The 22,225-nt window shown below is 70.5% G+C and carries 21 protein-coding genes; 10 read left to right on the top strand and 11 right to left on the bottom strand.

Going from position 1 to position 22,225, the window contains the following annotated elements; all coding sequences use genetic code 11:
- Position 1 precedes the first annotated feature (1 nt).
- The 7 genes from NOO62_RS31260 to NOO62_RS31230 all read left to right on the top strand — a co-directional run bounded on the left by NOO62_RS31260 (position 2) and on the right by NOO62_RS31230 (position 6,723).
- Positions 2 to 1,372, top strand: a complete 1,371-nt coding sequence (locus NOO62_RS31260; protein ID WP_268774139.1) for a sulfate adenylyltransferase subunit 1 — start codon at positions 2 to 4, stop codon at positions 1,370 to 1,372.
- A gap of 279 nt (positions 1,373 to 1,651) precedes the next feature.
- Entirely contained in the window at positions 1,652 to 2,755 is a 1,104-nt protein-coding gene (locus tag NOO62_RS31255; RefSeq protein WP_268774138.1) for an aliphatic sulfonate ABC transporter substrate-binding protein, read from the top strand.
- A 40-nt stretch (positions 2,756 to 2,795) separates the two neighbouring features.
- Positions 2,796 to 3,587, top strand: coding sequence for an ABC transporter ATP-binding protein (locus NOO62_RS31250; RefSeq protein WP_268774137.1), 792 nt, complete (start codon positions 2,796 to 2,798; stop codon positions 3,585 to 3,587).
- Complete coding sequence (locus NOO62_RS31245) at positions 3,574 to 4,485, top strand: ABC transporter permease (protein WP_268774136.1); 912 nt, start codon at positions 3,574 to 3,576, stop codon at positions 4,483 to 4,485. The genes NOO62_RS31250 and NOO62_RS31245 overlap by 14 nt, the downstream gene beginning before the upstream one ends.
- A 6-nt stretch (positions 4,486 to 4,491) precedes the next feature.
- On the top strand, positions 4,492 to 5,256 hold the full coding sequence (locus tag NOO62_RS31240; protein WP_268774135.1) for a sirohydrochlorin chelatase: 765 nt from the start codon (positions 4,492 to 4,494) through the stop codon (positions 5,254 to 5,256).
- Positions 5,257 to 5,267: 11 nt separating this feature from the next.
- Positions 5,268 to 6,125, top strand: a complete 858-nt coding sequence (locus NOO62_RS31235; protein WP_268774134.1) for an SCO6745 family protein — start codon at positions 5,268 to 5,270, stop codon at positions 6,123 to 6,125.
- Positions 6,126 to 6,213: 88 nt separating this feature from the next.
- Positions 6,214 to 6,723, top strand: a complete 510-nt coding sequence (locus tag NOO62_RS31230; RefSeq protein WP_268774133.1) for a GNAT family N-acetyltransferase — start codon at positions 6,214 to 6,216, stop codon at positions 6,721 to 6,723.
- 15 nt (positions 6,724 to 6,738) lie between these two features.
- Here the strand turns inward: NOO62_RS31230 and NOO62_RS31225 are convergent, their stop codons facing one another.
- The 7 genes from NOO62_RS31225 to NOO62_RS31195 all read right to left on the bottom strand — a co-directional run bounded on the left by NOO62_RS31225 (position 6,739) and on the right by NOO62_RS31195 (position 12,975).
- Positions 6,739 to 7,359 carry a DsbA family protein gene (locus tag NOO62_RS31225; protein ID WP_268774132.1) on the bottom strand — a complete coding sequence of 207 codons (621 nt, stop codon included), beginning with the start codon at positions 7,357 to 7,359 and terminating at the stop codon, positions 6,739 to 6,741.
- A 66-nt stretch (positions 7,360 to 7,425) separates the two neighbouring features.
- On the bottom strand, positions 7,426 to 7,803 hold the full coding sequence (locus NOO62_RS31220) for a DUF4440 domain-containing protein (RefSeq protein ID WP_414930914.1): 378 nt from the start codon (positions 7,801 to 7,803) through the stop codon (positions 7,426 to 7,428).
- Positions 7,796 to 8,347: a DUF1697 domain-containing protein gene (locus tag NOO62_RS31215; protein ID WP_268774131.1), complete on the bottom strand. Its 552-nt coding sequence runs from the start codon at positions 8,345 to 8,347 to the stop codon at positions 7,796 to 7,798. Before NOO62_RS31215 ends, NOO62_RS31220 begins: the two co-directional genes overlap by 8 nt.
- A gap of 92 nt (positions 8,348 to 8,439) precedes the next feature.
- Entirely contained in the window at positions 8,440 to 9,648 is a 1,209-nt protein-coding gene (locus NOO62_RS31210) for a S8 family peptidase (RefSeq protein ID WP_268774130.1), read from the bottom strand.
- Positions 9,649 to 10,010: 362 nt separating this feature from the next.
- The gene (locus NOO62_RS31205) at positions 10,011 to 11,024 is read right to left on the bottom strand and encodes a CDP-alcohol phosphatidyltransferase family protein (protein ID WP_268774129.1); all 1,014 of its coding nucleotides are present in this window, start codon (positions 11,022 to 11,024) and stop codon (positions 10,011 to 10,013) included.
- Between the two features lie 257 nt (positions 11,025 to 11,281).
- Positions 11,282 to 12,493: a macrolide-inactivating glycosyltransferase gene (gene mgt, locus NOO62_RS31200; protein ID WP_268774128.1), complete on the bottom strand. Its 1,212-nt coding sequence runs from the start codon at positions 12,491 to 12,493 to the stop codon at positions 11,282 to 11,284.
- 95 nt (positions 12,494 to 12,588) lie between these two features.
- The gene (locus NOO62_RS31195) at positions 12,589 to 12,975 is read right to left on the bottom strand and encodes a MarR family winged helix-turn-helix transcriptional regulator (protein ID WP_268775864.1); all 387 of its coding nucleotides are present in this window, start codon (positions 12,973 to 12,975) and stop codon (positions 12,589 to 12,591) included.
- Positions 12,976 to 13,144: 169 nt separating this feature from the next.
- Here NOO62_RS31195 and NOO62_RS31190 point away from each other — a divergent pair, with 169 nt between their 5' ends.
- Positions 13,145 to 14,206 (top strand): hypothetical protein, encoded by a 1,062-nt coding sequence (locus NOO62_RS31190; protein ID WP_268774127.1) that lies wholly within the window; start codon positions 13,145 to 13,147, stop codon positions 14,204 to 14,206.
- Between the two features lie 181 nt (positions 14,207 to 14,387).
- Here NOO62_RS31190 and NOO62_RS31185 read toward each other — a convergent pair whose 3' ends face one another.
- The gene (locus NOO62_RS31185) at positions 14,388 to 16,589 is read right to left on the bottom strand and encodes an MMPL family transporter (protein WP_321170624.1); all 2,202 of its coding nucleotides are present in this window, start codon (positions 16,587 to 16,589) and stop codon (positions 14,388 to 14,390) included.
- Between the two features lie 363 nt (positions 16,590 to 16,952).
- On the opposite strand from NOO62_RS31185, the gene NOO62_RS31180 reads away from it, so the two are divergent.
- Together NOO62_RS31180 and NOO62_RS31175 are read left to right on the top strand one after the other, a co-directional pair.
- Positions 16,953 to 18,194: a sensor histidine kinase gene (locus NOO62_RS31180; protein ID WP_268774125.1), complete on the top strand. Its 1,242-nt coding sequence runs from the start codon at positions 16,953 to 16,955 to the stop codon at positions 18,192 to 18,194.
- Positions 18,191 to 18,994, top strand: coding sequence for a response regulator (locus NOO62_RS31175; protein ID WP_268774124.1), 804 nt, complete (start codon positions 18,191 to 18,193; stop codon positions 18,992 to 18,994). The genes NOO62_RS31180 and NOO62_RS31175 overlap by 4 nt, the downstream gene beginning before the upstream one ends.
- Positions 18,995 to 19,041: 47 nt before the next feature.
- Here the strand turns inward: NOO62_RS31175 and NOO62_RS31170 are convergent, their stop codons facing one another.
- The 3 genes from NOO62_RS31170 to NOO62_RS31160 are packed head-to-tail and all read right to left on the bottom strand — an operon-like array spanning position 19,042 to position 22,138.
- Positions 19,042 to 20,382, bottom strand: coding sequence for an ABC transporter substrate-binding protein (locus NOO62_RS31170; protein ID WP_268774123.1), 1,341 nt, complete (start codon positions 20,380 to 20,382; stop codon positions 19,042 to 19,044).
- A complete protein-coding gene (locus tag NOO62_RS31165) occupies positions 20,382 to 21,218 on the bottom strand; it encodes a carbohydrate ABC transporter permease (RefSeq protein ID WP_398972309.1) in 837 nt (278 codons plus the stop codon). Before NOO62_RS31165 ends, NOO62_RS31170 begins: the two co-directional genes overlap by 1 nt.
- Positions 21,215 to 22,138: a carbohydrate ABC transporter permease gene (locus tag NOO62_RS31160; protein WP_414930913.1), complete on the bottom strand. Its 924-nt coding sequence runs from the start codon at positions 22,136 to 22,138 to the stop codon at positions 21,215 to 21,217. Before NOO62_RS31160 ends, NOO62_RS31165 begins: the two co-directional genes overlap by 4 nt.
- Positions 22,139 to 22,225 lie beyond the last annotated feature (87 nt).

Below are 22,225 nucleotides of genomic sequence, written 5' to 3'. Positions count from 1 at the left end.
CATGAGCAACAGCACCACCGAGCCGGTCAAGCCGCTCTCCACCGAGCAGTTGTCGGCCACCACCCTGCTGCGGTTCGCCACCGCCGGTTCCGTCGACGACGGCAAGTCCACCCTGGTGGGCCGCCTCCTCCACGACTCCAAGTCGGTCCTCACCGACCAGCTGGAGGCCGTCGAGCGCGCCTCGGCCAGCCGCGGCGCCGACGCCCCCGACCTGGCGCTGCTCACCGACGGCCTGCGCGCCGAACGCGAGCAGGGCATCACCATCGACGTCGCCTACCGCTACTTCGCGACGGCCCGGCGCCGGTTCATCCTCGCCGACACCCCCGGCCACGTGCAGTACACCCGCAACATGGTCACCGGCGCCTCCACGGCCGACCTCGCCGTGGTCCTCGTCGACGCCCGCAACGGCGTCATCGAGCAGACCCGCAGGCACGCCGCGGTGGCCGCGCTGCTCCGCGTGCCGCACGTCGTCCTCGCCGTGAACAAGATGGACCTCGTCGCGTACGAGGAGACGGTCTTCGCGAAGATCGCCGAGGAGTTCACCGCGTACGCCGGCGAACTGGGCGTACCGGAGATCACCGCCATCCCGATCTCGGCGCTCGCCGGGGACAACGTCGTGGAACCGTCCTCCAACATGGACTGGTACGGCGGCCCCACCGTCCTGGAGCACCTGGAGACGGTCCCGGTCAGCCACGACCTCGCCACCTGCCACGCGCGGCTGCCCGTGCAGTACGTGATCCGTCCGCAGACCGCCGAGCACCCCGACTACCGCGGCTACGCGGGCCAGATCGCGGCCGGTGCCTTCCGGGTCGGCGAGTCCGTGACGGTGCTGCCGTCCGGGCGGACCTCGAAGGTCACCGGGATCGACCTGCTGGGGCAGCCGGTGGACGTGGCGTGGACGCCGCAGTCCGTCACGCTGCTCCTCGAGGACGACATCGACATCTCGCGCGGCGATCTGATCGTGCCGAGCGGCGACGCCCCCGCGACCACGCAGGACGTCGAGGCGACCGTCTGCCACGTCGCGGACGCCGCGCTCTCGGTCGGCCAGCGGGTGCTGCTCAAGCACACCACCCGCACGGTCAAGGCGATCGTCAAGGAGATCCCGTCGCGGCTCACCCTCGACGACCTCTCCCAGCACCCGGAGCCCGGCCGCCTCGTCGCCAACGACATCGGCCGGGTCAAGATCCGCACGGCTGAGCCGCTCGCGCTCGACTCGTACGCGGACTCGCGCCGCACCGGGTCCTTCCTCCTCATCGACCCGTCGGACGGCACGACGCTCGCGGCGGGCATGGCGGGCGACGCGTTCGCCACGCCCGCCGACGAGGCCGCGCAGGCCGGTGCCGCCGCGGACGAAGAGGGCTGGGACTTCTGACATGACCTACGTCGACGTATACGCGACGTTCGCGAAGGAGGGCGGCCGCATCGGCAGCGGCGCCCTCGGCAGCGGGCAGGGCGGAGTCGCGCGATGTGCGGCGTGACGCCTCCGGCGGGCACGGGGCGCGCGCACCGCGTGTGCGCCCCCGTCCTCCCCGTATCCGCAGCACCCGCAACACCCGCGCTCCGTGCGCGGCCACCCCACAGACGAAGACCTGCCGATCTCCCGGCCACGACCTGACGGCGTGCGCCCGGGCCGACGAGGGGAACACCTCCCGTGCCTGCTCCACGTACCCGACTCGCCGCCCTCGCGGCGCTGCCCCTCCTCGCCCTGGCGCTCGGCGCCTGCGGCTACGGCTCCGAGGCCTCCGACGAGAGCGGCGAGTCGAAGGTCGCCGAGGGTGCGAAGAAGATCGATGACCTGGACAGCGTGAAGATCGGGTACTTCCCGAACCTCACCCACGCCACCGCCCTGGTCGGCAACCAGGAGGGCCTGTTCCAGAAGGAGCTCGGCGGCACCGAGGCCAAGTACGCGCAGTTCAACGCGGGCCCCTCGGAGATCGAGGCGCTGAACGCGGGCTCGATCGACATCGGCTGGATCGGCCCGTCTCCCGCCATCAACGGCTACACCAAGTCGCAGGGCAAGAACCTGCGCATCATCGGCGGCTCGGCGTCCGGCGGCGTGAAGCTCGTCGTGAACCCGAAGAAGATCAAGTCCCTGGACGACGTCAAGGGCAAGAAGATCGCGACGCCGCAGCTCGGCAACACCCAGGACGTGGCCTTCCTCAACTGGATCGCCGAGCAGGGCTGGAAGGTCGACGCGCAGAGCGGCAAGGGCGACGTTTCGGTGGTCCGCAGTGACAACAAGGTCACCCCGGACGCCTACAAGTCCGGCTCCCTGGACGGCGCGTGGGTACCGGAGCCGACCGCGTCCAAGCTGGTCGCCGAGGGCGGCAAGGTGCTGCTCGACGAGTCCGACCTGTGGCCGGACAAGAAGTTCGTGATCACCAACATCATCGTGCGGCAGGAGTTCCTCAAGGAGCACCCGAAGGTCGTCGAGGCCGTGCTGCGCGGTGCCGTGAAGACCAACGCGTGGATCGCGAAGAACCCGGAGAAGGCCAAGGCCGCCGCGAACGCGCGGCTCAAGGCGGACGCCGGGAAGCCGCTGCCCGCCGAGGTGCTCGACCCGGCGTGGAAGTCGATCCGGACGACCGACGACCCGCTGGCCGCGACCCTCGAAGCCGAGGCGGACCACGCGGTCAAGGCCGGTCTCCTGGAGAAGCCCGACCTCAAGGGCATCTACGACCTCCGCCCGCTGAACAAGGTCCTCAAGGCCGCGGGCGAGTCCCCGGTCGACGACGCCGGGCTCGGCGTCAAGTAACCCGGCAGACGACGTTCCCAGTTCCCAGGAGGTGACGATCATGGCCACGACCCTCGCCAAGGCCGCGGAGGACACCCGCACCACGGCCGAGCACGCCGCACGGATCGAGCACGTCTCGAAGTCGTTCGGCGGCCCCGCCGGACCCCAGCTGGTCCTGGACGACATCACGCTCGATGTCGCGCCGGGCGAGTTCGTCACTCTCCTGGGAGCCTCGGGCTGCGGCAAGTCGACGCTGCTCAACCTGGTCGCCGGGCTCGACGAGCCGTCCGCGGGCACCATCGCGACGGACGGCCGCCCCGCCCTGATGTTCCAGGAGCACGCGCTGTTCCCGTGGCTGACCGCGGGCAAGAACATCGAACTCGCCCTGAAGCTGCGCGGCGTGCCGAAGGCGGACCGCCGCCCGAAGGCGGAGGAGCTCCTCGGGCTCGTCCGGCTGCAGGGCGCGTACGGCAAGCGGGTGCACGAGCTGTCCGGCGGCATGCGCCAGCGCGTCGCGCTGGCCCGCGCGCTCGCCCAGGACAGCAGGCTCCTGCTGATGGACGAGCCGTTCGCGGCGCTCGACGCGATCACTCGGGACGTCCTGCACGACGAGCTGACCCGCATCTGGCGCGAGACGAACGTCTCCGTCCTCTTCGTCACGCACAACGTGCGCGAGGCCGTGCGCCTCGCCCAGCGTGTCGTGCTCCTCTCGTCGCGCCCCGGCCGGGTGGCGCACGAGTGGCGGGTCGACATCCCGCACCCGCGCCGCATCGAGGACACCGCCGTGGCGGAACTGTCCGTCGAGATCACCGAACAACTGCGTGGGGAGATCCGCCGCCATGGCCAGCACTGACACTTCGACCGGCCCGGTCAAGGAGTCCGGCGACAGCCAGGACCTCGCCGGTCTGGAGGCGGGCCTCGACGCGCTGGAGTCGCACGCGGGCCCCACCCGCACGCCCGTGCGCCAGGTCCTGGTGCAGAAGGTGGTGCCGCCGCTCACCGCGGTGCTGCTGGTGCTGCTCGTGTGGCAGGCGCTCGTCTCCTTCGACATCGTCGACGACCCCACCAAGCTGCCCCCGCCGTCCGCGGTGTGGGACGAGGTGCGCGAGGCGTGGCTCCAGGGCACCCTGCTCGACTACATCTGGACGTCCGTCTCGCGCGGTCTGCTCGGCTTCCTGTTCGCCCTGGTCATCGGCACACCGCTGGGCCTGATCGTGGCGCGGGTCCGGTTCATCCGGGCGGCGATCGGCCCGATCCTGTCCGGCCTGCAGTCGCTGCCCTCGGTGGCGTGGGTGCCGCCGGCGGTGATCTGGCTGGGCCTCGACAACTCGATGATGTACGCGGTGATCCTGCTCGGCGCCGTGCCGTCCATCGCCAACGGGCTCGTGTCGGGCGTCGACCAGGTGCCGCCGCTGTTCCTGCGCGCGGGCCGCACCCTCGGCGCGACGGGCCTGCGGCACACCTGGCACATCGTGCTCCCCGCGGCCCTTCCCGGCTATCTCGCGGGCCTCAAGCAGGGCTGGGCGTTCTCCTGGCGGTCGCTGATGGCCGCCGAGATCATCGCGTCCTCGCCCGACCTCGGCGTCGGCCTCGGCGTCCTCCTGGAGAACGGCCGCAACGCCAGCTCCATGTCCATGGTCTTCCTCGCCATCTTCCTCATCCTCGTCGTCGGCATCGCCATCGACCTGCTGATCTTCAGCCCGCTGGAGCGGCGCGTCCTGCGCAGCCGCGGCCTTCTCGCGAGGAGCTGAACCACCGTGCACCGTCCCGTCCTTCTCGTCGTCGCCCACGGCAGCCGTGACCCGCGGCACGCCGCGACCGTGCGCGCGCTGATGCGCCGGGTACGGTCGCTGCGCCCGGGGCTGCGGGTGGAAACAGGCTTTCTCGACTTCGACACCCCGACCGTCTCCGGCGTCCTGGAGCGGCTCGCGGCGGAGGGCGTGCGGGACGTGGTGGCCCAGCCACTGCTCCTGACCCGCGCGTTCCACGCGAAGACGGACATCCCGGCGGTGCTGCGGGAGGCGCCCGCCGCGCTGCGCATCCGGCAGGCGGCGGTTCTCGGCCCTTCGCCGCTGCTCGTCTCGGCTCTGGAGCGGCGGCTGTACGAGGCGGGGCTCGACCCCGCCGACAAGTCCTCGACCGGGGTCGTGCTGGCCTCGGCGGGGTCGTCCGACCCGGAGGCGATCGCAGTGATCGCTGAAATCGCGCGGGAGTGGCGGCGTACCGGTTGGTGCGCCGTGCGGCCTGCGTTCGCCTCCGCCTCCCTGCCGCGCACGGAGGACGCCGTGCGCGCGCTGCGGGACGTGGCGGGGGTGCGGCGGGTCGCCGTCGCGCCCTACGTCCTGGCGCCCGGCTTCCTGCCGGACCGGATCGCGCGGGGCGCCGCCGACGCCGACGTGCTGGCCGACGTCCTCGGTCCGGCTCCGGAAGTGGCGCGTCTGCTGGTGCGGCGCTACGACGAGGCGTATGCGCCCGGCACGTGCCCTGTTGCTCCCCTGGCGCGGATTCCCGCTCTGGCCTAGCTTGTGGGTTCATGACCCCGAGCCGATCCCACACGCTGTGGCTGCGCACCGAACCCCTGCACGCGGTGGTCTACTTCGAGGAACGCTGCCGCGGCCTCGGCAGGGCCGTGGGCCTCAAGGGCTTCTGGATGGGGTACTTCGCGGCCCGTACCGCGCCGATGGGGCGGGTCGGCCCCGGGGTGGCCACGGCGGCACTCGGTGTCTTCGCGCCGAACATGGTGGCGCGGGCCCTGCCGTCGGCGTGGGAGTACGCGTCGCCGGACCGGGTCGTCGAGGAGCGCGCCCGCGTCACGGCCGCCGCGCTGCGCCAACTGGTGCCGACCATCGAGGCCTTGGCCGCCAAGGTCAACGAGCCGCTGATGGCGATGGTGGAGGACGCGCCGTCGCTGGCCCGCCCATTGTTCGCCGCCAACCGTGACCTGGCGCACCGCTCGGATCCGGTCGAGCGACTCTGGCAACTGGCCACCTGCGTACGCGAGTTCCGGGGCGACGCACACGTCGCGGTCCTCGCCGACCACGGCCTCGACGCCCGCGAGAGCCTGGTCCTCGCGGCGGCGACGGACCGGGTGGAGACGGCCGGCATCCGGCAGGACCGGGGCTGGACGGAGGAGGAGTGGGCGGTCTCGGTGGACCGGATGCGAGTTCTGGGCCTGCTCGACACGACCGGCCGCGCCACCGAACACGGGGTGACGAAACGGGAGTTGATAGAGGAGGACACGGACCGCCTCGCGTCCCGTCTGCTCCGCCCCCTGGCGAGGGGCGAGGCGGACGCACTCCTCGCCGCACTGGAACCGGCATCCCGCCGCATCCTGGACTCGGACGTCCTGCCGTTCCCGAACCCGATCGGACTGCCACGGGTGGCGGGCTGAGGCCCCACCGGGCCGCCGCGGGCGGCTGGTGGCGGGCCGGGCCCGAATTCGCTTGCCGCGTCGGACCGGCGCCCATAACCTCACGCGGATGACGCCCGAACTGCGCTCCGAACGGCTCTCCCTCTCCCCCTACGTCGCCACCGACGAGGCGGACTTCGTCGCGCTCTTTCAGGACGAGGCCGTGGGGCGCTGGTTCGGGGACGGTGTGCAGAGCGCGGCGGAGGACCACGCCCTGTTCGGCCGGATCCTGACCCTCATCTACGCGGAGGACCGTTTCCCCGTCTGGGCGGTCCGGTACGAAGGGCGTTACGTCGGCCACGCCGAGGTCAAGCCGTCGCCGGAGACCTGGCTCGACGGCACCGAGATCGTCTACGGCCTGGCCAGGGACGCCTGGGGCGACGGACTCGGCACGGAACTGGCCCGGCTCCTCACCTCGTACGGGCACGAGACGCTGGGCCTGGCCGAGGTCCACGCGACGGTCGACGCCGGAAACGCCCCCTCCCTCTCCGTCCTCGCCCGCCTCGGCTACGTACAGGCCCGCGAGATCCCCGAGGAGGACGGCCGGGTCACCCTGCACCTCGTCTCCCGGCGCGGCTGAGGCTTCCGACGACCCTCAGGAGAAGTCGAGGCCCCCGGTGCGGGTGCGCTTCAGTTCGAACAGGTCCGGGTGGCCCGCGAGGACGCGGAAGCTGTCGAAGAGCCGCGCGGCCTCCTCACCGCGCGGAATCGCGCGCAGCACGGGCCCGAACCAGACCGTGCCGTCGACGTGGATCGTCGGCGTACCGACGTAGCCGTCGGCCTCCGGGTCCTTGCCGGCGTCGTGGCTGCGGCGCAGCACCGCGTCGTACGAGGCGTCGCGCGCCGCGTCCGCGAGGGCGGCCGGGAGCCCAAGCTCGGCGAGGGCCTGCCCGGCGACCTCGTCGAAGTCCTCGTTCTTCTCCTGGTGGACCCGGGTGCCGAAGGCGGTGTAGAGGTCGCGGAGGACCTCCTCGCCGTGCTGTTCGGCGGCGGCCGCGGCGATCCGGGTGAGGGTGAGGGAGCGGTCGACCAGGTCGCGGTACCAGTCGGGGAGTTCGTTGCCCTCGTTGTGGAAGTAGAGGCTCATCACGTGGAAGCGGACGTCGAGGTCGCGGTGGCGTTCGACCTCCAGGATCCAGCGTGAGGTGATCCAGGCGAACGGGCAGGCAGGGTCGAAGTAGAAGTCGACGCGGTTCGGGGCGTGGGGCTTCGTCATGTCCCGACACTATCCAGCCAGTGGCCCCCGCTCGTGGGCCATTCGCGTGCCGCCCGGGCGGGCCATTCAGTCGCTGAACGGGGTGGCCTGGTGGAACCAGAGCTGCCAGCCGCTGTCCGTGCGCCGCCACAGGGAGCTGCGGTGGGCCCGGCGGCCGCCGCTGTTCGTGTCGAAGGTCAGGTGCACGAGGTCGTCGGCGAGCTGGACGCCCCGCATGCGGGAGGTCGTGACGGCTGCGGCGCCGGGATCCTTGGCCACCGTGAGGACCCGGACGATCGACGTACGGTCCCAGCGCGTGCCCGAGGCGCCGAACTCGGTGAACTCCGGGTGCAGCAGCGCCCCGAAGAGCTCGGGCGAGACGCGCACATCGGGGTCGAGGAGCCGCAGTTCGCCCTCGATGGCGGCCTCGACGGCGGGGGTGCGGCCGGACACGGAGTCAGGCACGGGTCATCTCCTCCAGGCGGGTGACCGTGTTCCAGTTGCGGGAGGTGGCGATGAGGCCCTTGGTCAGGCGGGGCCGCGAAAGCACCTCTCCGAGCTTGGAGCGGCCGAGGCCGTCGGGGGCGTAGAGATAAAGGGCGCGGTCGCCGAGCCTGAACTCCTCCGGCAGGTACGCCGGTTGATCGAGGGAAGCGAAACGGTCCGGGTCCACCGGGCCGGAGAAGTACGTGACGTGCAGCTGCTTCGCTTCGAGGTCGGCCGCGGGGAACGGACAGGCGTCCACCACCGCCTTCAGGTAGGCGTGGTCGCGGACGAGGACGTCGACGGCGAAGCCGAAGTGCTCCTCGATCGCGGCGCGCAGGGCGGCGGCCAGTGACTCCTCGTCGCCGTGTTCCGCCGTGAAGACCGCGTTGCCGCTCTGCAGGTGTGTCCGTACGCCGCCGTGTCCGAGCCCTGCGAGGAGCGTGCGGAGTTCGGCCATCGGCACCTTCTTGTGGCCGCTCACGTTGATGCCGCGCAGCAGCGCCGCGTAGGTCCTGGTCGCCATGCGCACACGATATGCCGAACGTGCACGGTGAAGCGGCCGCCGTGCCCCGTGGGGGTGGGCACGACGGCCGCGGCTCAGCGGGGCGGCGAGATCTACTCGACGACCTTCAGGAGCTTGTTGGGCGTGCCCTCGCTCGGGTTGGAGATCTTGTCCGGGGTGGCGCCGTCGGTCAGTGCCTTGGCGACGTCCGCGGGCTTGGCGTCCGGGTGGGCGGCGACGTAGACGGCGGCGGCGCCGACGACGTGCGGGGTGGCCATGGACGTACCGGAGATCGTGTTGGTGGCGTCGTCACCGGTGTTCCAGGCGGACGTGATGTCCGAGCCCGGGGCGTAGATGTCCACGACGGAGCCGTAGTTGGAGAAGTCCGACTGCTCGTCGTCCTTGGTGGAGGAGGCCACTGTGATGGCGTCCTTCACGCGGGACGGGGAGCCCTGCGAGGCGTCGGTCGACTCGTTGCCGGCGGCTACCGCGAACGTGACACCGGCGTCGATCGCCTTCTGGACGGCCGCGTCGAGCGCTTCATCCGCGCCGCCGCCGAGGCTCATGTTGGCGACCGAGGGCCCCTTGTGGTTCTTGGTGACCCAGTCGATGCCGGCGACGACCTGCTCGGTGGTGCCGGAGCCCTGGTCGTCCAGGACGCGGACGGCGACGATCTTCGCCTTCTTGGCGACGCCGTGGGCGTCACCGGCGATGGTGCCGGCGACGTGCGTGCCGTGGCCGTTGCCGTCGTCGGCGTTGTCGTCGTTGTCGATGGCGTCGAAGCCGGAGGTGGCACGGCCGCCGAAGTCCTTGTGGCTGACGCGGACGCCGGTGTCGATGACGTACGCGGTCGCGCCCTCACCTGCGGCGTCGGGGTAGGTGTACTTCTTGTCCGCGGCGGTGTCCGCCTGGTCGATGCGGTCCAGGCCCCACGACGGCGGGTTGTCCTGGGTGGCGTCGATGGTGAACTTCTTCGACTGGACGACCTTGCCGACGGTCGGGTCGGCGGCGAGGCGCTTGGCCTCGGTCTCGGTCAGGCCCTTGGCGGAGAAGCCGTTGATCGCGGAGGAGTAGTTGCGCTTCAGCTCGCCGCCGTACTCCTCGGCGAGGTCGGACTTGGCGCCCTTGTCGGCCTTCTCGTCGAGCATCACGATGTAGCTGCCGGCGACGGCGCCCTTGGCGTCGAGGCCGTACACCTTGCCCTCGGCGGGGGTGGCCGCGCCGGCGAAGGAGGTCGCGAAGACGGTGACACCGACCGCGGTGGCGGCGGTGGCTATCGCGGCGGTGAGCTTCATCGTGCGGGCACGCTTGTGAGTTGCCATGAAGAGGCGTCTCCTCAGTGCTGTGTGGGGGGATGTGGGGGGTTTTATTCAGCTGTCGCCCAAGGCACTGCCGTGACAACAAGTTCGTTGCGACAGCCCTTGCGGCCCGGAAGATCTCCGGGTGTTGGGACGAAACACTGTCCGATTGACGCGCGCAGATCAATACCTTCATACAGCTGTGACTTGTTCAACAAGGTTCTGTAATAACAAACCGGCTTTGTAGCGGCGGAACGGACATCCCGGTCCACAATGCCCCCAACTCGCGGTAACAGAAGGCACTTTGCGCCACATGAGCAACGCCGGGCGGGCTGGAGAGTCCAGCCCGCCCGGCGTCGGTTGTCGCGCTGTCGCGCTGTCGAGAATTAAGCCGCGGTGACGACTTTCTGCTCCTCGAACGAGTCGATGGTCCGCGTGAAGTCACGCGTCGACAGGAGCAGCTTGTAGATGATGGCGAGTTCGAAGACCAGCAGCAGCGCGCCGGAGACGATCGTCACCGGCATCACCGCGTCGAAGAGCGGGCCGATCATGAAGACGCCCATCTGGAATTCGATTCCGCTCACCAGGTGCGCGCGAATCCGGTGGCGCAACAGGAAGGAGCGCACCCGCAGATAGGCGGGGAACTTCTGCCGGAACTCCTGGTGCAGGTCGATCACCTGGGCCTTGGGCTTCGGCGTCGCCTCCGCGTCCGCGTCCGCGTCCACCTCGGCACCAGTGGTCCCGTCCGACGGCTGCGGCGCGTAGCCCACCGCCTCGCCCGCGGCCCGCTGTAGGTCCTGCTCGATGTCCGCCGAGGGGTTCTCCCGCAGCAGGTCCTCCATGAAGGCGAGCTCCGCCTCGTTCTGCGCGCGCCGCGCGGCCCGCACGCGCGCCTTGATCTGCTTGCGCATGGTGTGCCGGATCTTGAAGATCTCCAGCGAGTTGATGTAGCGCAGGGTGTCGAGGGCGACGACGGCGAGGGCGAGCCAGATGTAGAAGGTGTCGCCGGTGCGGTCGTACTGGCCCCACATGAGCGCCACACCGCAGACCATCACGCGGATGCGGTCGAAGACGAAGTCCAGCCAGGCGCCGAAGACGGAGCCCTGCCCGGTGAGCCGGGCGAGCTTGCCGTCCATGCAGTCGAAGATGAAGCTGAAGTGGTAGATGACCGCGCCGAGAGCGAGCCACTTCCAGTCGCCGAACGCGAAGCACGCCGCCGACCCGAGGCCGAGGATGAACGCCCCCCAGGTGATCTGGTTGGGCGTGACGCGCGTCCGCATCGCGGTGAACCGCACGAGCGGCGTGGCGACCGGATCGACCAGCATCACGGTCCACCACGCGTCGCGCTTCTTCTCGGTGATGCGGCGCACCTCGGCGAGGGGCGGTATGTCTCGACGCATGGGGGTTCAACTTCCTGGCGTTCGGCGAAAGTTCATCTCACGCTAGGAAGTGGTTCGGGTAAGAGACAAGATCTGACGTGTACAACCTTTGGCCGGGGGTAACGGTCAACCTTTCAGGGTGAGTCAATGGCCCTTCCAGCATGGTGGCGCGTTACCTGAGCGTTACCCAATGACCGCTCTGTTACCCAATCGCGTCACGGAGCGTTACGTATGCCCTCGTGGACAGCCCCTTCACTGCCCGAAGAGGCAACTCACGGCTACGACCGGAGGCTCTTCGGCAGTTCCGCCTCGATGAGGTCCGCCGCCTGCTTCGTACCGCCCTCGGCGGCCATCCCGCCCTGGATCTCCCCGAGCCTACGGGCCACCTCGGGGTCCTCCACCAGCGCGAGGACGGCCTCGCGCAGCGCCTCGGCGGTGGCCTCCTCCATCGGGAGGTGCCGGGCGACGCCGAGCCCCTGGAGCATGTCGGCGTTGCCGAACTGGTCGACGGCCTGCGGCACGGCCACCATCGGCGTCGCGGTGGCGAGGCCTTCCTGGCTGCCGCCCGCCCCGGCGTGCGTGATGAAAGCGTCGGCCTTCTTGAGGATCGCGAGCTGCGGCACCCACGCGTGCACCTCCACGTTCCCGGGCAGCTCACCGAGCTCGCCCGGGTCGACGTGCCGGCCGACCTGGAGCACCACGTGCCACCCGGGCAGGTCCCCGAAGGCCTCGACGCACGCGCGGTAGAAGCCGGGCTGCTTGGTGAAGGCCGAGCCGAGCGAGACGAGCAGCACCTTCTCGGCGCCGTCGGGCCGCTCCCACTCCCCCTGCGCCGCCCGGTCGCCCTGGCAGGCGCCGACGAACGTGTGCACGCTCTCGTCGACCCGGTCGGCGTGCGGCTGGAGCGCCTTCGGGATCAGTACGAGTGAGCGCGGCGGGCGTCCGACGAAGGGGTCGGGGTCCTGGGCGATGCCGTTCTCCGCCAGCCAGGCATGGAAGCGCTCGTAGTACGCCTTGCCCCGCGCGGTCTCCTTCAGTTCCGCGTACATCGGCTCGGCGACCTCCTCCTCGTAACCGTCCCAGGCGACGAGGTTCGGCGAGAGCGAGATCTCGGGGACGCCCCAGCGGCGGGCGAGGACGCGAGCCGGATAGGAGGTGATGTCGTACAGGACGAGGTCGGGCTCGTCGCCCTCATAGGCGCGGGCCAGCTCGGGCAGGACGGTGATCGCGTCGGCGAGGAACGGTTCGATGTTGTCGATGAGCTCGGTGCCCCATGCCTCGGGGTCGGCGTCCGGGGAGGGCAGCGTCGAGGTGTAGGGCCGGGGCTCGGCGCCGGTCTCGGCGACCTTCTCCGCGAAGGCGTGCGGAATGGCATACGTGACGCGGTGGCCGCGCGCGACCAGCTCACGGATCACTTCGAGGCTCGGGTTGACGTGCCCGTGGGCGGCGATCGAGAACATGGCGATGTGGGCGGGCCGGGATGAGGTCATGCCGGAACATTAAACGAGACGAGACGTCTCGTGCAACCTTTCGCCGGGGACTTCCTCGTCATTCGGGGTCTCCCTCGCGGTTCGGGGCCCCCTCGTCACTCAGGGTCTTCCTCGTTGTAACGGAGCAGATAGTCGGCGAACCGCGCCAGATCCGCCCCGCTCCACCCCGCGAGCCGCCCCCGGAAGGCGACCCGCCGCGCCTCACCGACCTGCGCGAGCACCTCGTCGCCCTGCTCGGTGAGGTGCAGCACGTGCACCCGCTGGTCGGCCGGATCGGGCCGCCGCTCGACGAGTCCGGCCTTCTCCAGCGCCCCCACCTGCCTGCTGATGGTCGACTTGTCGAGCGTGTAGTACGCGGCGAGGTCCGTGGCTCGGCAGCCGCCCTGGTGCTCCAGGTGGCTCAGCAACGTGAAGGACACGAGCGAGAGTTCGGGGTGCATGCGTGCGGCGGTGGCGCGCGCCCGCCGGGCGAACGCGGTCATCTCCCGCTGGATGACCTCGATGGACGCGTCCCGGACTCCGGGCTCGTCCCCGTCTCGATCGCTCACGATTTCTCCCTCTCCACGAATGGTTGTAGAGTACAACATCGTAGAGAGTTGTATATACCAACTAACTCGGCGCCAGCTGCCCAACTACCCCCGGAGCCCTCCCATGTCCGCCACCGCGGAACCCGCCCCCCGACTGCGCGACGCCCTGCGCCACGTCCTCCTCCACCTGGTCACGCCCCTGTTGATGTGCCTCGGCATGGGCCTGGCGTACATGGGCGCGTTCGTGACGCCCGAGCCGAACGACATGCCGGTCGCCGTCGTCGGCTCCGGCCAGCAGACGCAGGCCCTCGCGCGGCACATCGGGGACAAGGCGGGCGACGCCCTGGACGTACGCACGTTCGCCGACCGCGAGCAGGCGGTCGACGCGCTCAAGTCCCTCGACATCGCAGGCGCCTACGTTCCCGACGCGAAGTCGCCCGAGCTGATCGTGGCCACCGCCGGATCCGACATGAGCGCCACGGCGGCCCAGAAGCTCTTCACGCCCGTCGCCGCGCAGCAGGGTCTGCCGCTGAAGGTCACCGACGTGGCACCGCCCGTCGAGGACGACCCCACGGGCCAGGGCCTCTTCTTCCTGCTCGTCGCCGTGAGCATCGGCTCGTACGCGTCGGTCGCCGTTCTCGGCGCGGCGGGCGCGGGCCTGCGGATGCGGGCCCGCGCGGGGCTCGTCGTGGGTGTCTCCTTCGCCGTCAGTCTGATCGGCGCGGCGCTCGCGGGCCCGATCTTCCACCTGGTGCACCAGGGCCTGTGGGGCGTGTGGGCCATGGCCTGGCTGTACGCGGCGGGCATCCTCTTCATCGGCATCGGCCTGCACACGTTCCTGAAGCGCTGGACGACGCTGGCGATGATGGTGCTCTTCGTGATGCTCAACTTCACGACGTCCGGCGGGCTCTTCAGGCCCGAGCTGCAGAACGGCTTCTTCGGCTCCCTGCACGCGTTCTGGAACGGCGCGGGCTTCGTCGAGGGCATCCGCAGCCACCTCTACTTCGGCGGCCACGGCCTTGGTCAACACGTGTGGACGCTGGCCGGATGGCTCGTGCTCGGCCTGCTGACCGTCGGCGTCGCCGCCCTGTGGGAGCGAAGCCGACGGCCGGCGGCGACCCCTGCCGCCGCCGAGGCCCGGGAAGAGGAGCAGGAAGAGGAGATGGAGGAGTCGGTCGCGGTCTGACTCAACGGCGGCCCTGCCGCTGACCGCGCGGGCAGGTGTAGTCCTCGGGCGGCAGCTCGCCGGTCAGCAGGCGTTGGAGATCCTGGTGCTCGGCTCGCTCGGCTTCGCCTTCCACCAGCCGCACGGTCCAGTCCGTTGAGGGTGGCGGCGACGGCGGACAGGGCGGCGCGGGGTGCGGCGTTCATATGCGTCTTTGCTGGGCTTGCTGGGCTTGCTGGGCGAAACGCGTCGGGGCGGCCGCGTACTGCTGCTGGTTTACGTAGGGGTGGTGGTGCTGCGGCTGGTGCGCGTGTTCCGGCGTCCGGCGCGACCTGCGGGGCCACCACAGTCCGCGGCCGAGGACCGCGGCGAGCGCGGGCACCAGGACGAGGGAGAGCACGAGCGAGGAGAGGATGATGCCGAGGCCCGTGGCGAAGCCGATCTCCTGCGTGGCGGGGCTCGCGGCGAGGCTGGCGAAGGACCCGGCGAGCACGATTCCGGCCGTGGCGATGGCGGGCGCGGTGTGCCGCACCGCCTCCGCCACCGCGTGCCGGGCCGGAACCGGCTTCTCCATTTCCTCCCTGATCCGGTCGGTGATCAGGATGTTGTAGTCGGTGCCGAGGGCGACGACGAAGAGGAACAGCACGAGGGGCAGGGTGAACGAGACCCCGGGCCGGTCGAGTCCGTGCTGGAAGAGCAGCGTGCTGGCGCCGAGCGTCGCCACGAAGCCGAGTCCCACGGCGATCATCAGGACGACCGGCGCGAGCAGGGAGCGCAGCAGCAGGAAGAGGATGACGGCGATCAGCAGGGCCGCGACCGGGAACACCAGGCGCAGGTCCTTCTCCACGGCCGTCGCGATGTCGGAGAAGACGGCCGCCGTCCCCGTGACGTACGCCTCGGTGCCCTCGGGAGCCGTACGCGCCGCCGTCTCCCTGACCGGCCCGGAGACCAGGTCGCGGGCCTTCTGCGTGTCGGACTCGACGCTGAGGAACAGGTCGACCCGCGCGGCCGTGCGGTCCTTGTTCAGGACCGGCTCGCCGACCTCGCCGACGCCCTCCGCCTTGGCGAGGGAGCGGGTCATGCCGGTGAGTGAACGCGCCTCGATGGCGGTGCCGTTCGTGCTGCGTACGTAGACGCTGTGCGGGTCGGAGACTCCGGCGGGGAGGCTGCGGGAGATCTGTTCGGCGGTCCGCACGGCTGCGGTCTCGTGCAGTCCCTGCTGGTCGTAGCTCATCTTGATGCCGACCGCCCCGGCACCGAGCACGCCGAGCAGCACCAGGCTGCCGAGGGCGTACCGCAGCGGGCGGCTGCTCACGGCGATGCCGAGGCGGGCGGCGATCCCGCCGGTGCGCTCCTTCTTCCAGGCGCGTGCGGGCCAGAACATGCGGCGCCCGAACAGGGCGAGGAGGGCGGGCATGAGGGTGAGGCTCGCGAGGAGCATCACGAGTACGGAGATCGCGATCGCGGGCCCGAGGACCCGGAACTGGCCGAAGCTCGCGAGGCCCAGCGTCGCGAAGGCCGCCACGATCGTCAGGGCCGCGGACGTGATCGCGCCGCCCACCCGCCCGGTCGTCTCGGCCGCGGCCTCCCGGGCGTCCTGGCCGGGCCGGTTCCGCAGCTGCTCCCGGAACCGGAACAGCAGGAAGAGGAAGTAGTCGATGCCGATTCCGAGGAGTACGACACCGATCAGGGAGGGAGTGGACGCGTCGAGGTCGATGCCGAAGAGCTTCGCCGCGCCGACGACGGCACCCGAGGCGACACCACCGATCAGCGCCACCGCGATCAGCGGCACGATCGCGGCCGCCACACTGCGGAACACCAGCACGTTCAGGAGGACGATGAGGCCCATCGTCAGACCGGAGACGACTTTCCCGGTGGTTTCCTCGGCGTCCGTGTTGTCCACCGTCGAGGCGATTCCGCCGGTGAATCCGACGCGCAGGTCCGCCTTCGCGAAAGCGTTCTCCGCGTGGTCGCGGAATTCCTTGTAGACGGACTGCAGCCCGGGATCATTCGGATTCCCGTCGAGGGACACCGTGAGGAGCCGGAAACTCCTGTCCGGTGCCATGGCGCCCGGCGACACGCGCGGTGTCTGGGAGTGGTCCTTCATCAGCGGCTCGGGCTTCGGCCCGACGACCCGCTCCCGCCCCAGATCGGCCGCCGTGCCGACGATCCGCCGCTGGTCGGCGGGGGTGAGCTTCCCGGCGTCGTCCCTTGCGACCAGCACGGTCAGCGCGTTGGGGTCGGGCTTGGTGCCGAAATCCTCCTCCGCGATGCGCAGCGCCACCGCCGAGTCGTACTTCTTGGGCAGGAAGTCCCCGGCCTGCGAGTCGGTGACGTCGTACATCATCGCGCCGCCCACGAACGAGAGCGCCGTCCCGAGAACGGTCCATAGGACGACCGTCATCCATCGATGTCGGGTGGAGAAAGAGGTCAGCTTCCGGATCATGCCAAAAGGTCATCACGCGGGGCCACTTGAAGACGTCGGCCGCCGGAAGGGTACGCACCCGGGACCCGGGTCCGGCGTCCCGTCCCACCCAGTACTCCGGTACTGGGTGCAAGAACCGACCCCGCCCCGATTCACCGCCCGGCGGGCCGGGATGTAATGGAGCGGAAAAGAGATGCCCCGGACCGGCCGTTTCGGTCGGCTCAAGGCGGCTCGGCTCGGTTCATTCGGTTCATTCGGTTCGTTCGGTTCGTTCGGTTCGTTCGGTTCGTTCGGTTCGTTCGGTTCGTTCGGTTCGACGAGTTCATCAGTGGAGGCGCCCGGATGGGACGCGACTTCTTCCCTCCGGTACCGCCCGCGGAGAGCGCGCGCCCGGCCGTGGGCGACGTGGTCGTCGCCGTCCTCGCGGTGACGCTCGACGTACTGGCCTACCTGGCCCCCGGCGAGGAGGGGACCGGCGCGCGCGTCACCGTCGTGGGCGTCCTGCTGATCTGCGTCTCCGTGGTCCCGCTGCTCTTCCGGCGCCATCACCCCGTGCCCGTGCTCGGCGCGGTCCTCGCCGTGCAGCTGGCCGTCAACCTGGGCCTCGTCGTGGACTTCGGCGAGGCGATGTCGAACAGCTACGGCGCCGCCGTGGCGGTGGCCCTCTACACCGTGGCCCGATACAGCGACCGGCGCGCCGTGGCGCTCTCCGTCGTCGCCGCCGCGCCCGTGCAGATCATGCGGTACGTCAACAACGACCAGGCCTTCCTGGGGGTGGGCATCGTCGACGTACTGGTCACGCCCTGCCTCCTCGTCGCCATAGGCCTGGCCGTGCGGCAGTGGAAGCAGCAGCTGGACATCAACCGCCGGCTGCTCGCCGACCGTGCGGTGACCGAGGAACGGCGCCGCATCGCGCGGGAGCTCCACGACATCGTCGCCCACCACATCACCACCATGTACCTGATGTCCGGCGGGGCCAGGTCGACCCTGGACCGCGATCCGGAGACGGCGCGCGAGGCGCTGGTCACCCTGGAGGAGTCGGGCCGCACGGCCCTGCACGAGATGCGGCAGCTCCTCGGCGTCCTGCGCAGCACCGAGACCCCGGAGGAGACGCCGTCGGAACCGCAGCCCGGGGTGAACGACATCGAGCGGCTGGTCGCCGACTCGGTCGGGGCGGGCCTGCCGACCGAACTCCACGTCACCGGACGGCCGAGGCCCCTGCCGATGACCGTCGGCCTCACGCTCTACCGCATCGTCCAGGAGGCGTTGACCAACGCCCGCAAACACGCGGGGCCCGCCCGCGCGACGGTGCGGCTCGGCTACCGCCCGGACCGGGTCACGGTCGAGGTGACCGACGACGGCGCCGGAGGCGGGGACCCGGGCACGAGCCGCACCGGCGGCGGATACGGTCTGCTCGGCATGCGGGAACGCATCGCCCTGCACGACGGTTCCCTGCACGTGGGCAACCGCGCGGAAGGCGGGTTCGCGGTGACCGCGGAAGTGCCGCTGCCCGCCGACACGTACGACATGAACTCGAAAGACGAGAAAGACGAGAAAGACGAGAAGGACGGGACGCCCCGATGACCTCTGCCACCCCGCCCGAGCCCACGCCCGAGCCCACGCCCACGCCCGAGCCCGAGCCCGAGCCCACGCCCGAGCCCACGCCCACGCCCGAGCCCGAGCCCACGCCCGAGCCCGAGCCCGCGCCCGCGCGGATCACCGTACTCATCGCGGACGACCAGCCCCTCGTACGCCGCGGTCTGTCCCTGATTCTGCGCTCCGACCCCGCCATCGAGGTCATCGGCGAGGTGGACGACGGCGAGCAGGCCGTCGCGGCGGCCCACGAACTCCGCCCGGACGTCGTCCTGATGGACATCCGCATGCCGGTGCTCGACGGGGTGCGGGCCACCGAGCGCCTGAGCGCCGAGCTGCCCCGCTGCCGGGTCCTCGCGCTCAGCACGTTCGACATGGACGAGCACGTGGTCGGCGCCCTGCGGGCGGGCGCGTCGGGGTTCCTGCCCAAGGACGTCTCCCCCGAGGAGCTCGTGGCCGCGCTGCGCACCGTCCACCGCGGCGAGGCCGTCGTCGCCCCGCGGCTCCTGACCCGGCTGCTCGCCACGTTCGTCGCCCCGGCCCCGGTGCCTGCCCCGCCCGGCGCCGACATCTCCGGGCTCACGCCGCGCGAGGTGGAGGTGCTGCGGCTGATCGCCGCGGGGCTCGACAACGCCGAGATCGCGCAGCAGATGGCCATCGGCGTGCAGACCGTGAAGAACCACGCCACCGGCATCTTCGCCAAGCTCGGCGTCCGCGACCGCGCGCAGGCGGTCATCGCGGCGTACGAGTCGGGCCTCGTACGGGCAGGGCAGCCGGGCGCGGGGCGCTAGGCCTGTGTCGCACGTCCCGCCTGCCCCGGCGCGCGCCCTCGCGTCCGCTAGCGCTGGTACCGCGCCAGCACCAGGTTCCCGTCCTTCACCAGCCGCTTCTCCAGTTCGTCGAGGTCGATCGCCCCGCTGTAGTACTCCTGGAGCGCCGGGGTCGCGACCTTGTCCTTCCACTCGGGGTAGCCGCGCACGGACTGGGCGGGCGCCGGGCGCAACTCCTTGGAAAGGGCCGTGCCCGAGGACCAGCCGTTCTTCTCCGTGCGCAGGGCCGGGTCCTTCAGCGCTTCCTCGCCGGTCGGCAGCATCCAGTCGCCGCGCGCGAGCTTCACCATGTTGTCGGGCTGGAGGAAGAAGTCGATGAATTCGGCCGCCTCCTTCTTGTGCGCGCTGTCCTCGGAGACGGACAGGGTCTGCGGACTGACGCCCTGCGCGAGCCCTCCCTCGCCCGCCGGGGCGGGCAGCACCTGCCATTCGAAGCCCTTCGGGGCCTGCTGGACGATCTGCTGCCGGTACGAGAAGCCGAGCGGGACCATCGCGTACTTGCCGCCGAAGAAGCCGGGCAGGGTGTCGGAGCCGCCCATGCCGAGGGTCGTACCGGACGCGCTCTTGTCGACGTTGACCTGGTCGTGGACCGTGCGGGGCATGACCTGGTCGGGCGCGTCGAAGCGGACGTCGACCTTGCCGTCCGCGCCCCGGTGGAACATCTGTCCGCCGGTCGACAGGGAAAGGTTGAGCGTGGCGGAGACCGGCTCCTTCAGCGGCCAGGCGACGCCGTACTTCCCGTCGGTGCCGTCGCCGAGCTCCTTGGTGATCTTCCGGAACTCCGGCCAGCTCCACGGCTTCTCGGGCGTCGGGATGCGCACGCCGGACTTCTTCAGCCACTTCGCGTTGGCGATCAGGACGCGCGGCTCCTGGAGGAACGGCACTCCGTAGACCTTCCCGTCGAAGGTCGCCGTCTCCCAGCTGCGCTGCGGGATGTCCGCCTTGAGGCGCTCGGGCAGGAGGTCGCCGATGTCGGCGAGATACCCGCCGTACGCGAAGTCGGCGAGGTCGTCCGACGCGTCGTGGATGATGTCCGGCGCCTCACCGCCTTCGAAGGACGTGAGCAGCTGGTCGTGGACGCTGTCCCAACTGCCCTGGATGTACTCGACCTTGACGTCGGGGTGGGTGGCGTTCCACTCCTCGACGAGCGCCTTGTTGGCGTCGACGGACTCCTTCTGCCAGGCGAGGGACTGGAACTGGAGGGTGATCTTCCCGTCGTCGTCCCCGGAGTCGCCGCTGCATCCTGCGAGCAGCAGCGTGAGGGCGGCGACGGCGGCGGCCAGGCGGGGTGCCGTGCGGAACGCCGTACGTGGTGCCGTGCGGAACGCCGTACGCGGTGCCTTGCGCATCAGGCCTTCACCGCCCCCGCCAGCATGCCGCCCGTGATCCGCTTCTGGATGATCGCGAAGATGACGAGCGAGGGGATGGTCGCGAGGAACGCCGCCGCCGCGAGCGGGCCGAGGTCGGCGACGCCCTCCGTGCCGATGAAGCGGTTGAGGATGACCGGCAACGTCTGCTTCTCCGGGGTCTTGAGCAGGACGAGCGCGAAGAAGAACTCGTTCCATGCGGTGATGAAGGCGAACATCGCGGTGGCGACGATGCCGGGCGCGAGCAGCGGCGCGACGACCGAGACGAAGGTGCGCACCTTGCTCGCGCCGTCCACGGCGGCGGCCTCCTCCAGCTCGGTGGGGACCGCGCGGACGTACCCGACGAGCATCCACAGCGCGAACGGCAGCGACCACACCACGTAGACCATGATCAGGCCGAGGAGCGAGTTGATCAGGTGCAGGTTCTTCAGGATCAGGAAGAGCGGGATGATGATCAGGACGAACGGGAACGCCTGGCTGATCACCACCCAGCCGGTGGCCGCCTTCGCGACACGGTTGCGGTGCCTGGCCATGACGTACGCCATCGGTGTCGCGATGACGACCGCGATCAGGGCCGCGCTGAGCGCCGCGATGAGGGAGTTGCCCGCGGCCCTGAGCAGCGGCTGCTCGTCGAAAGCCTGCCGGAAGTTGTCGAGCGTCGGGTCCTTGGGGATCCAGGTGGGGTGCAGGCTGCCCAGTTCCTGTGCGGGCTTGAAGGCCGTGGAGATCAGCCAGAGGAACGGGAAGGCGAGGAAGACCAGGTAGGCGGCGAGTGCCACGTACTGTGCGGCGCGCGCCGACTTGTTCGTACGCATCATGCTTCGTCGCCTCCCTTCAGACGACCCACGAGGTAGACGGCGAGGATGACGGAGATCACCGCGACCATCACGCATCCCATGGCCGCCGCGTAGCCGAACTGGCCGTAGCGGAAGGCTTCTTCGTAGGCGAAGAGCATGGGGAGGCGGGTGCGGCCGCCGGGGCCGCCCTGCGTGAGGACGTAGACCAGGGCGAACGAGTTGAAGTTCCAGATGAAGTTCAGCGCGGTGATGGCGAGGGCGATCGGTTTGATCGCCGGCCAGGTGACCGTGCGGAAGCGGCGCCAGGCGCCCGCGCCGTCCATCGCGGCGGCCTCGTGCAGTTCGCGCGGGGTGTTCTGCAGTCCGGCGAGCAGCGCGACGGTGGTCTGCGGCATGCCGGCCCAGATGCCGACGACGATGACGGCGAAGAGCGCGGTGGCCGTGCCCGTCAGCCAGTCCTTGCCGTCCCCGAGGCCGAGGTTGGAGAGCGTCTGGTTGAGCACGCCCGCGTCCGGGTGGTAGACGAGCCGCCACATGATGCCGACGACCACCTCGGGCATCGCCCACGGGATGATCGCCAGCGCCCGCGCGAGCCAGCGCATCCGCAGCGGCTGGTTGAGCAGGAGGGCGAGGCCGAGCGCGAGGAAGAACTGCGGCACGGTGACGCCGAACGCCCAGAGCAGGCCGATCCGGAACGAGTCCCAGAACAGCGTGTCGTGCAGCAGGTCCTGGAAGTTGAGGGCGCCGACCCACTGGGTGGGTTCGGTGCGGCCCGACTGGGAGTCGGTGAAGGCCAGCGCGATGCCGTAGAGAAGAGGGCCGACGCTGAGGACGAGGATCGGGATGAGCGCGGGCAGCACGAGGAACCACGCGCCGTGGTCCGCGACTCCGCGTCCCGGCTTGCCTCTCGCTGACCGCTTCGTTGCGGTCGCCAATGTCACGGGATCGGCTCCTTCGGGCGGCTTGTGCGGGTCCGGCCGCCCCGGCGGCCTCCGTCATCGTGCTGATGTGATCTTGATACGTCAAGC

Origin of the sequence: Streptomyces sp. Je 1-369, assembly GCF_026810505.1 — a bacterium.
Classification (GTDB): Bacteria; Actinomycetota; Actinomycetes; order Streptomycetales; family Streptomycetaceae; genus Streptomyces.
The sequence above is the reverse complement of the archived record's forward strand: the minus strand, read 5'-3'. Positions and strand labels throughout refer to the sequence as shown.

What these genes read in the sequence shown, in the direction of transcription:
- NOO62_RS31260 (WP_268774139.1), top strand. Translation starts at nt 2, where the DNA reads ATGAGCAACAGCACCACCGAGCCGGTCAAGCCGCTCTCCACCGAGCAG.
- NOO62_RS31250 (WP_268774137.1), top strand. Translation starts at nt 2,796, where the DNA reads ATGGCCACGACCCTCGCCAAGGCCGCGGAGGACACCCGCACCACGGCC.
- NOO62_RS31245 (WP_268774136.1), top strand. Translation starts at nt 3,574, where the DNA reads ATGGCCAGCACTGACACTTCGACCGGCCCGGTCAAGGAGTCCGGCGAC.
- NOO62_RS31235 (WP_268774134.1), top strand. Translation starts at nt 5,268, where the DNA reads ATGACCCCGAGCCGATCCCACACGCTGTGGCTGCGCACCGAACCCCTG.
- NOO62_RS31230 (WP_268774133.1), top strand. Translation starts at nt 6,214, where the DNA reads ATGACGCCCGAACTGCGCTCCGAACGGCTCTCCCTCTCCCCCTACGTC.
- NOO62_RS31225 (WP_268774132.1), bottom strand. Translation starts at nt 7,359, where the DNA reads ATGACGAAGCCCCACGCCCCGAACCGCGTCGACTTCTACTTCGACCCT.
- NOO62_RS31215 (WP_268774131.1), bottom strand. Translation starts at nt 8,347, where the DNA reads ATGGCGACCAGGACCTACGCGGCGCTGCTGCGCGGCATCAACGTGAGC.
- NOO62_RS31210 (WP_268774130.1), bottom strand. Translation starts at nt 9,648, where the DNA reads ATGGCAACTCACAAGCGTGCCCGCACGATGAAGCTCACCGCCGCGATA.
- NOO62_RS31205 (WP_268774129.1), bottom strand. Translation starts at nt 11,024, where the DNA reads ATGCGTCGAGACATACCGCCCCTCGCCGAGGTGCGCCGCATCACCGAG.
- mgt (WP_268774128.1), bottom strand. Translation starts at nt 12,493, where the DNA reads ATGACCTCATCCCGGCCCGCCCACATCGCCATGTTCTCGATCGCCGCC.
- NOO62_RS31195 (WP_268775864.1), bottom strand. Translation starts at nt 12,975, where the DNA reads ATGACCGCGTTCGCCCGGCGGGCGCGCGCCACCGCCGCACGCATGCAC.
- NOO62_RS31190 (WP_268774127.1), top strand. Translation starts at nt 13,145, where the DNA reads ATGTCCGCCACCGCGGAACCCGCCCCCCGACTGCGCGACGCCCTGCGC.
- NOO62_RS31185 (WP_321170624.1), bottom strand. Translation starts at nt 16,589, where the DNA reads ATGACGGTCGTCCTATGGACCGTTCTCGGGACGGCGCTCTCGTTCGTG.
- NOO62_RS31180 (WP_268774125.1), top strand. Translation starts at nt 16,953, where the DNA reads ATGGGACGCGACTTCTTCCCTCCGGTACCGCCCGCGGAGAGCGCGCGC.
- NOO62_RS31175 (WP_268774124.1), top strand. Translation starts at nt 18,191, where the DNA reads ATGACCTCTGCCACCCCGCCCGAGCCCACGCCCGAGCCCACGCCCACG.
- NOO62_RS31170 (WP_268774123.1), bottom strand. Translation starts at nt 20,382, where the DNA reads ATGCGCAAGGCACCGCGTACGGCGTTCCGCACGGCACCACGTACGGCG.
- NOO62_RS31165 (WP_398972309.1), bottom strand. Translation starts at nt 21,218, where the DNA reads ATGATGCGTACGAACAAGTCGGCGCGCGCCGCACAGTACGTGGCACTC.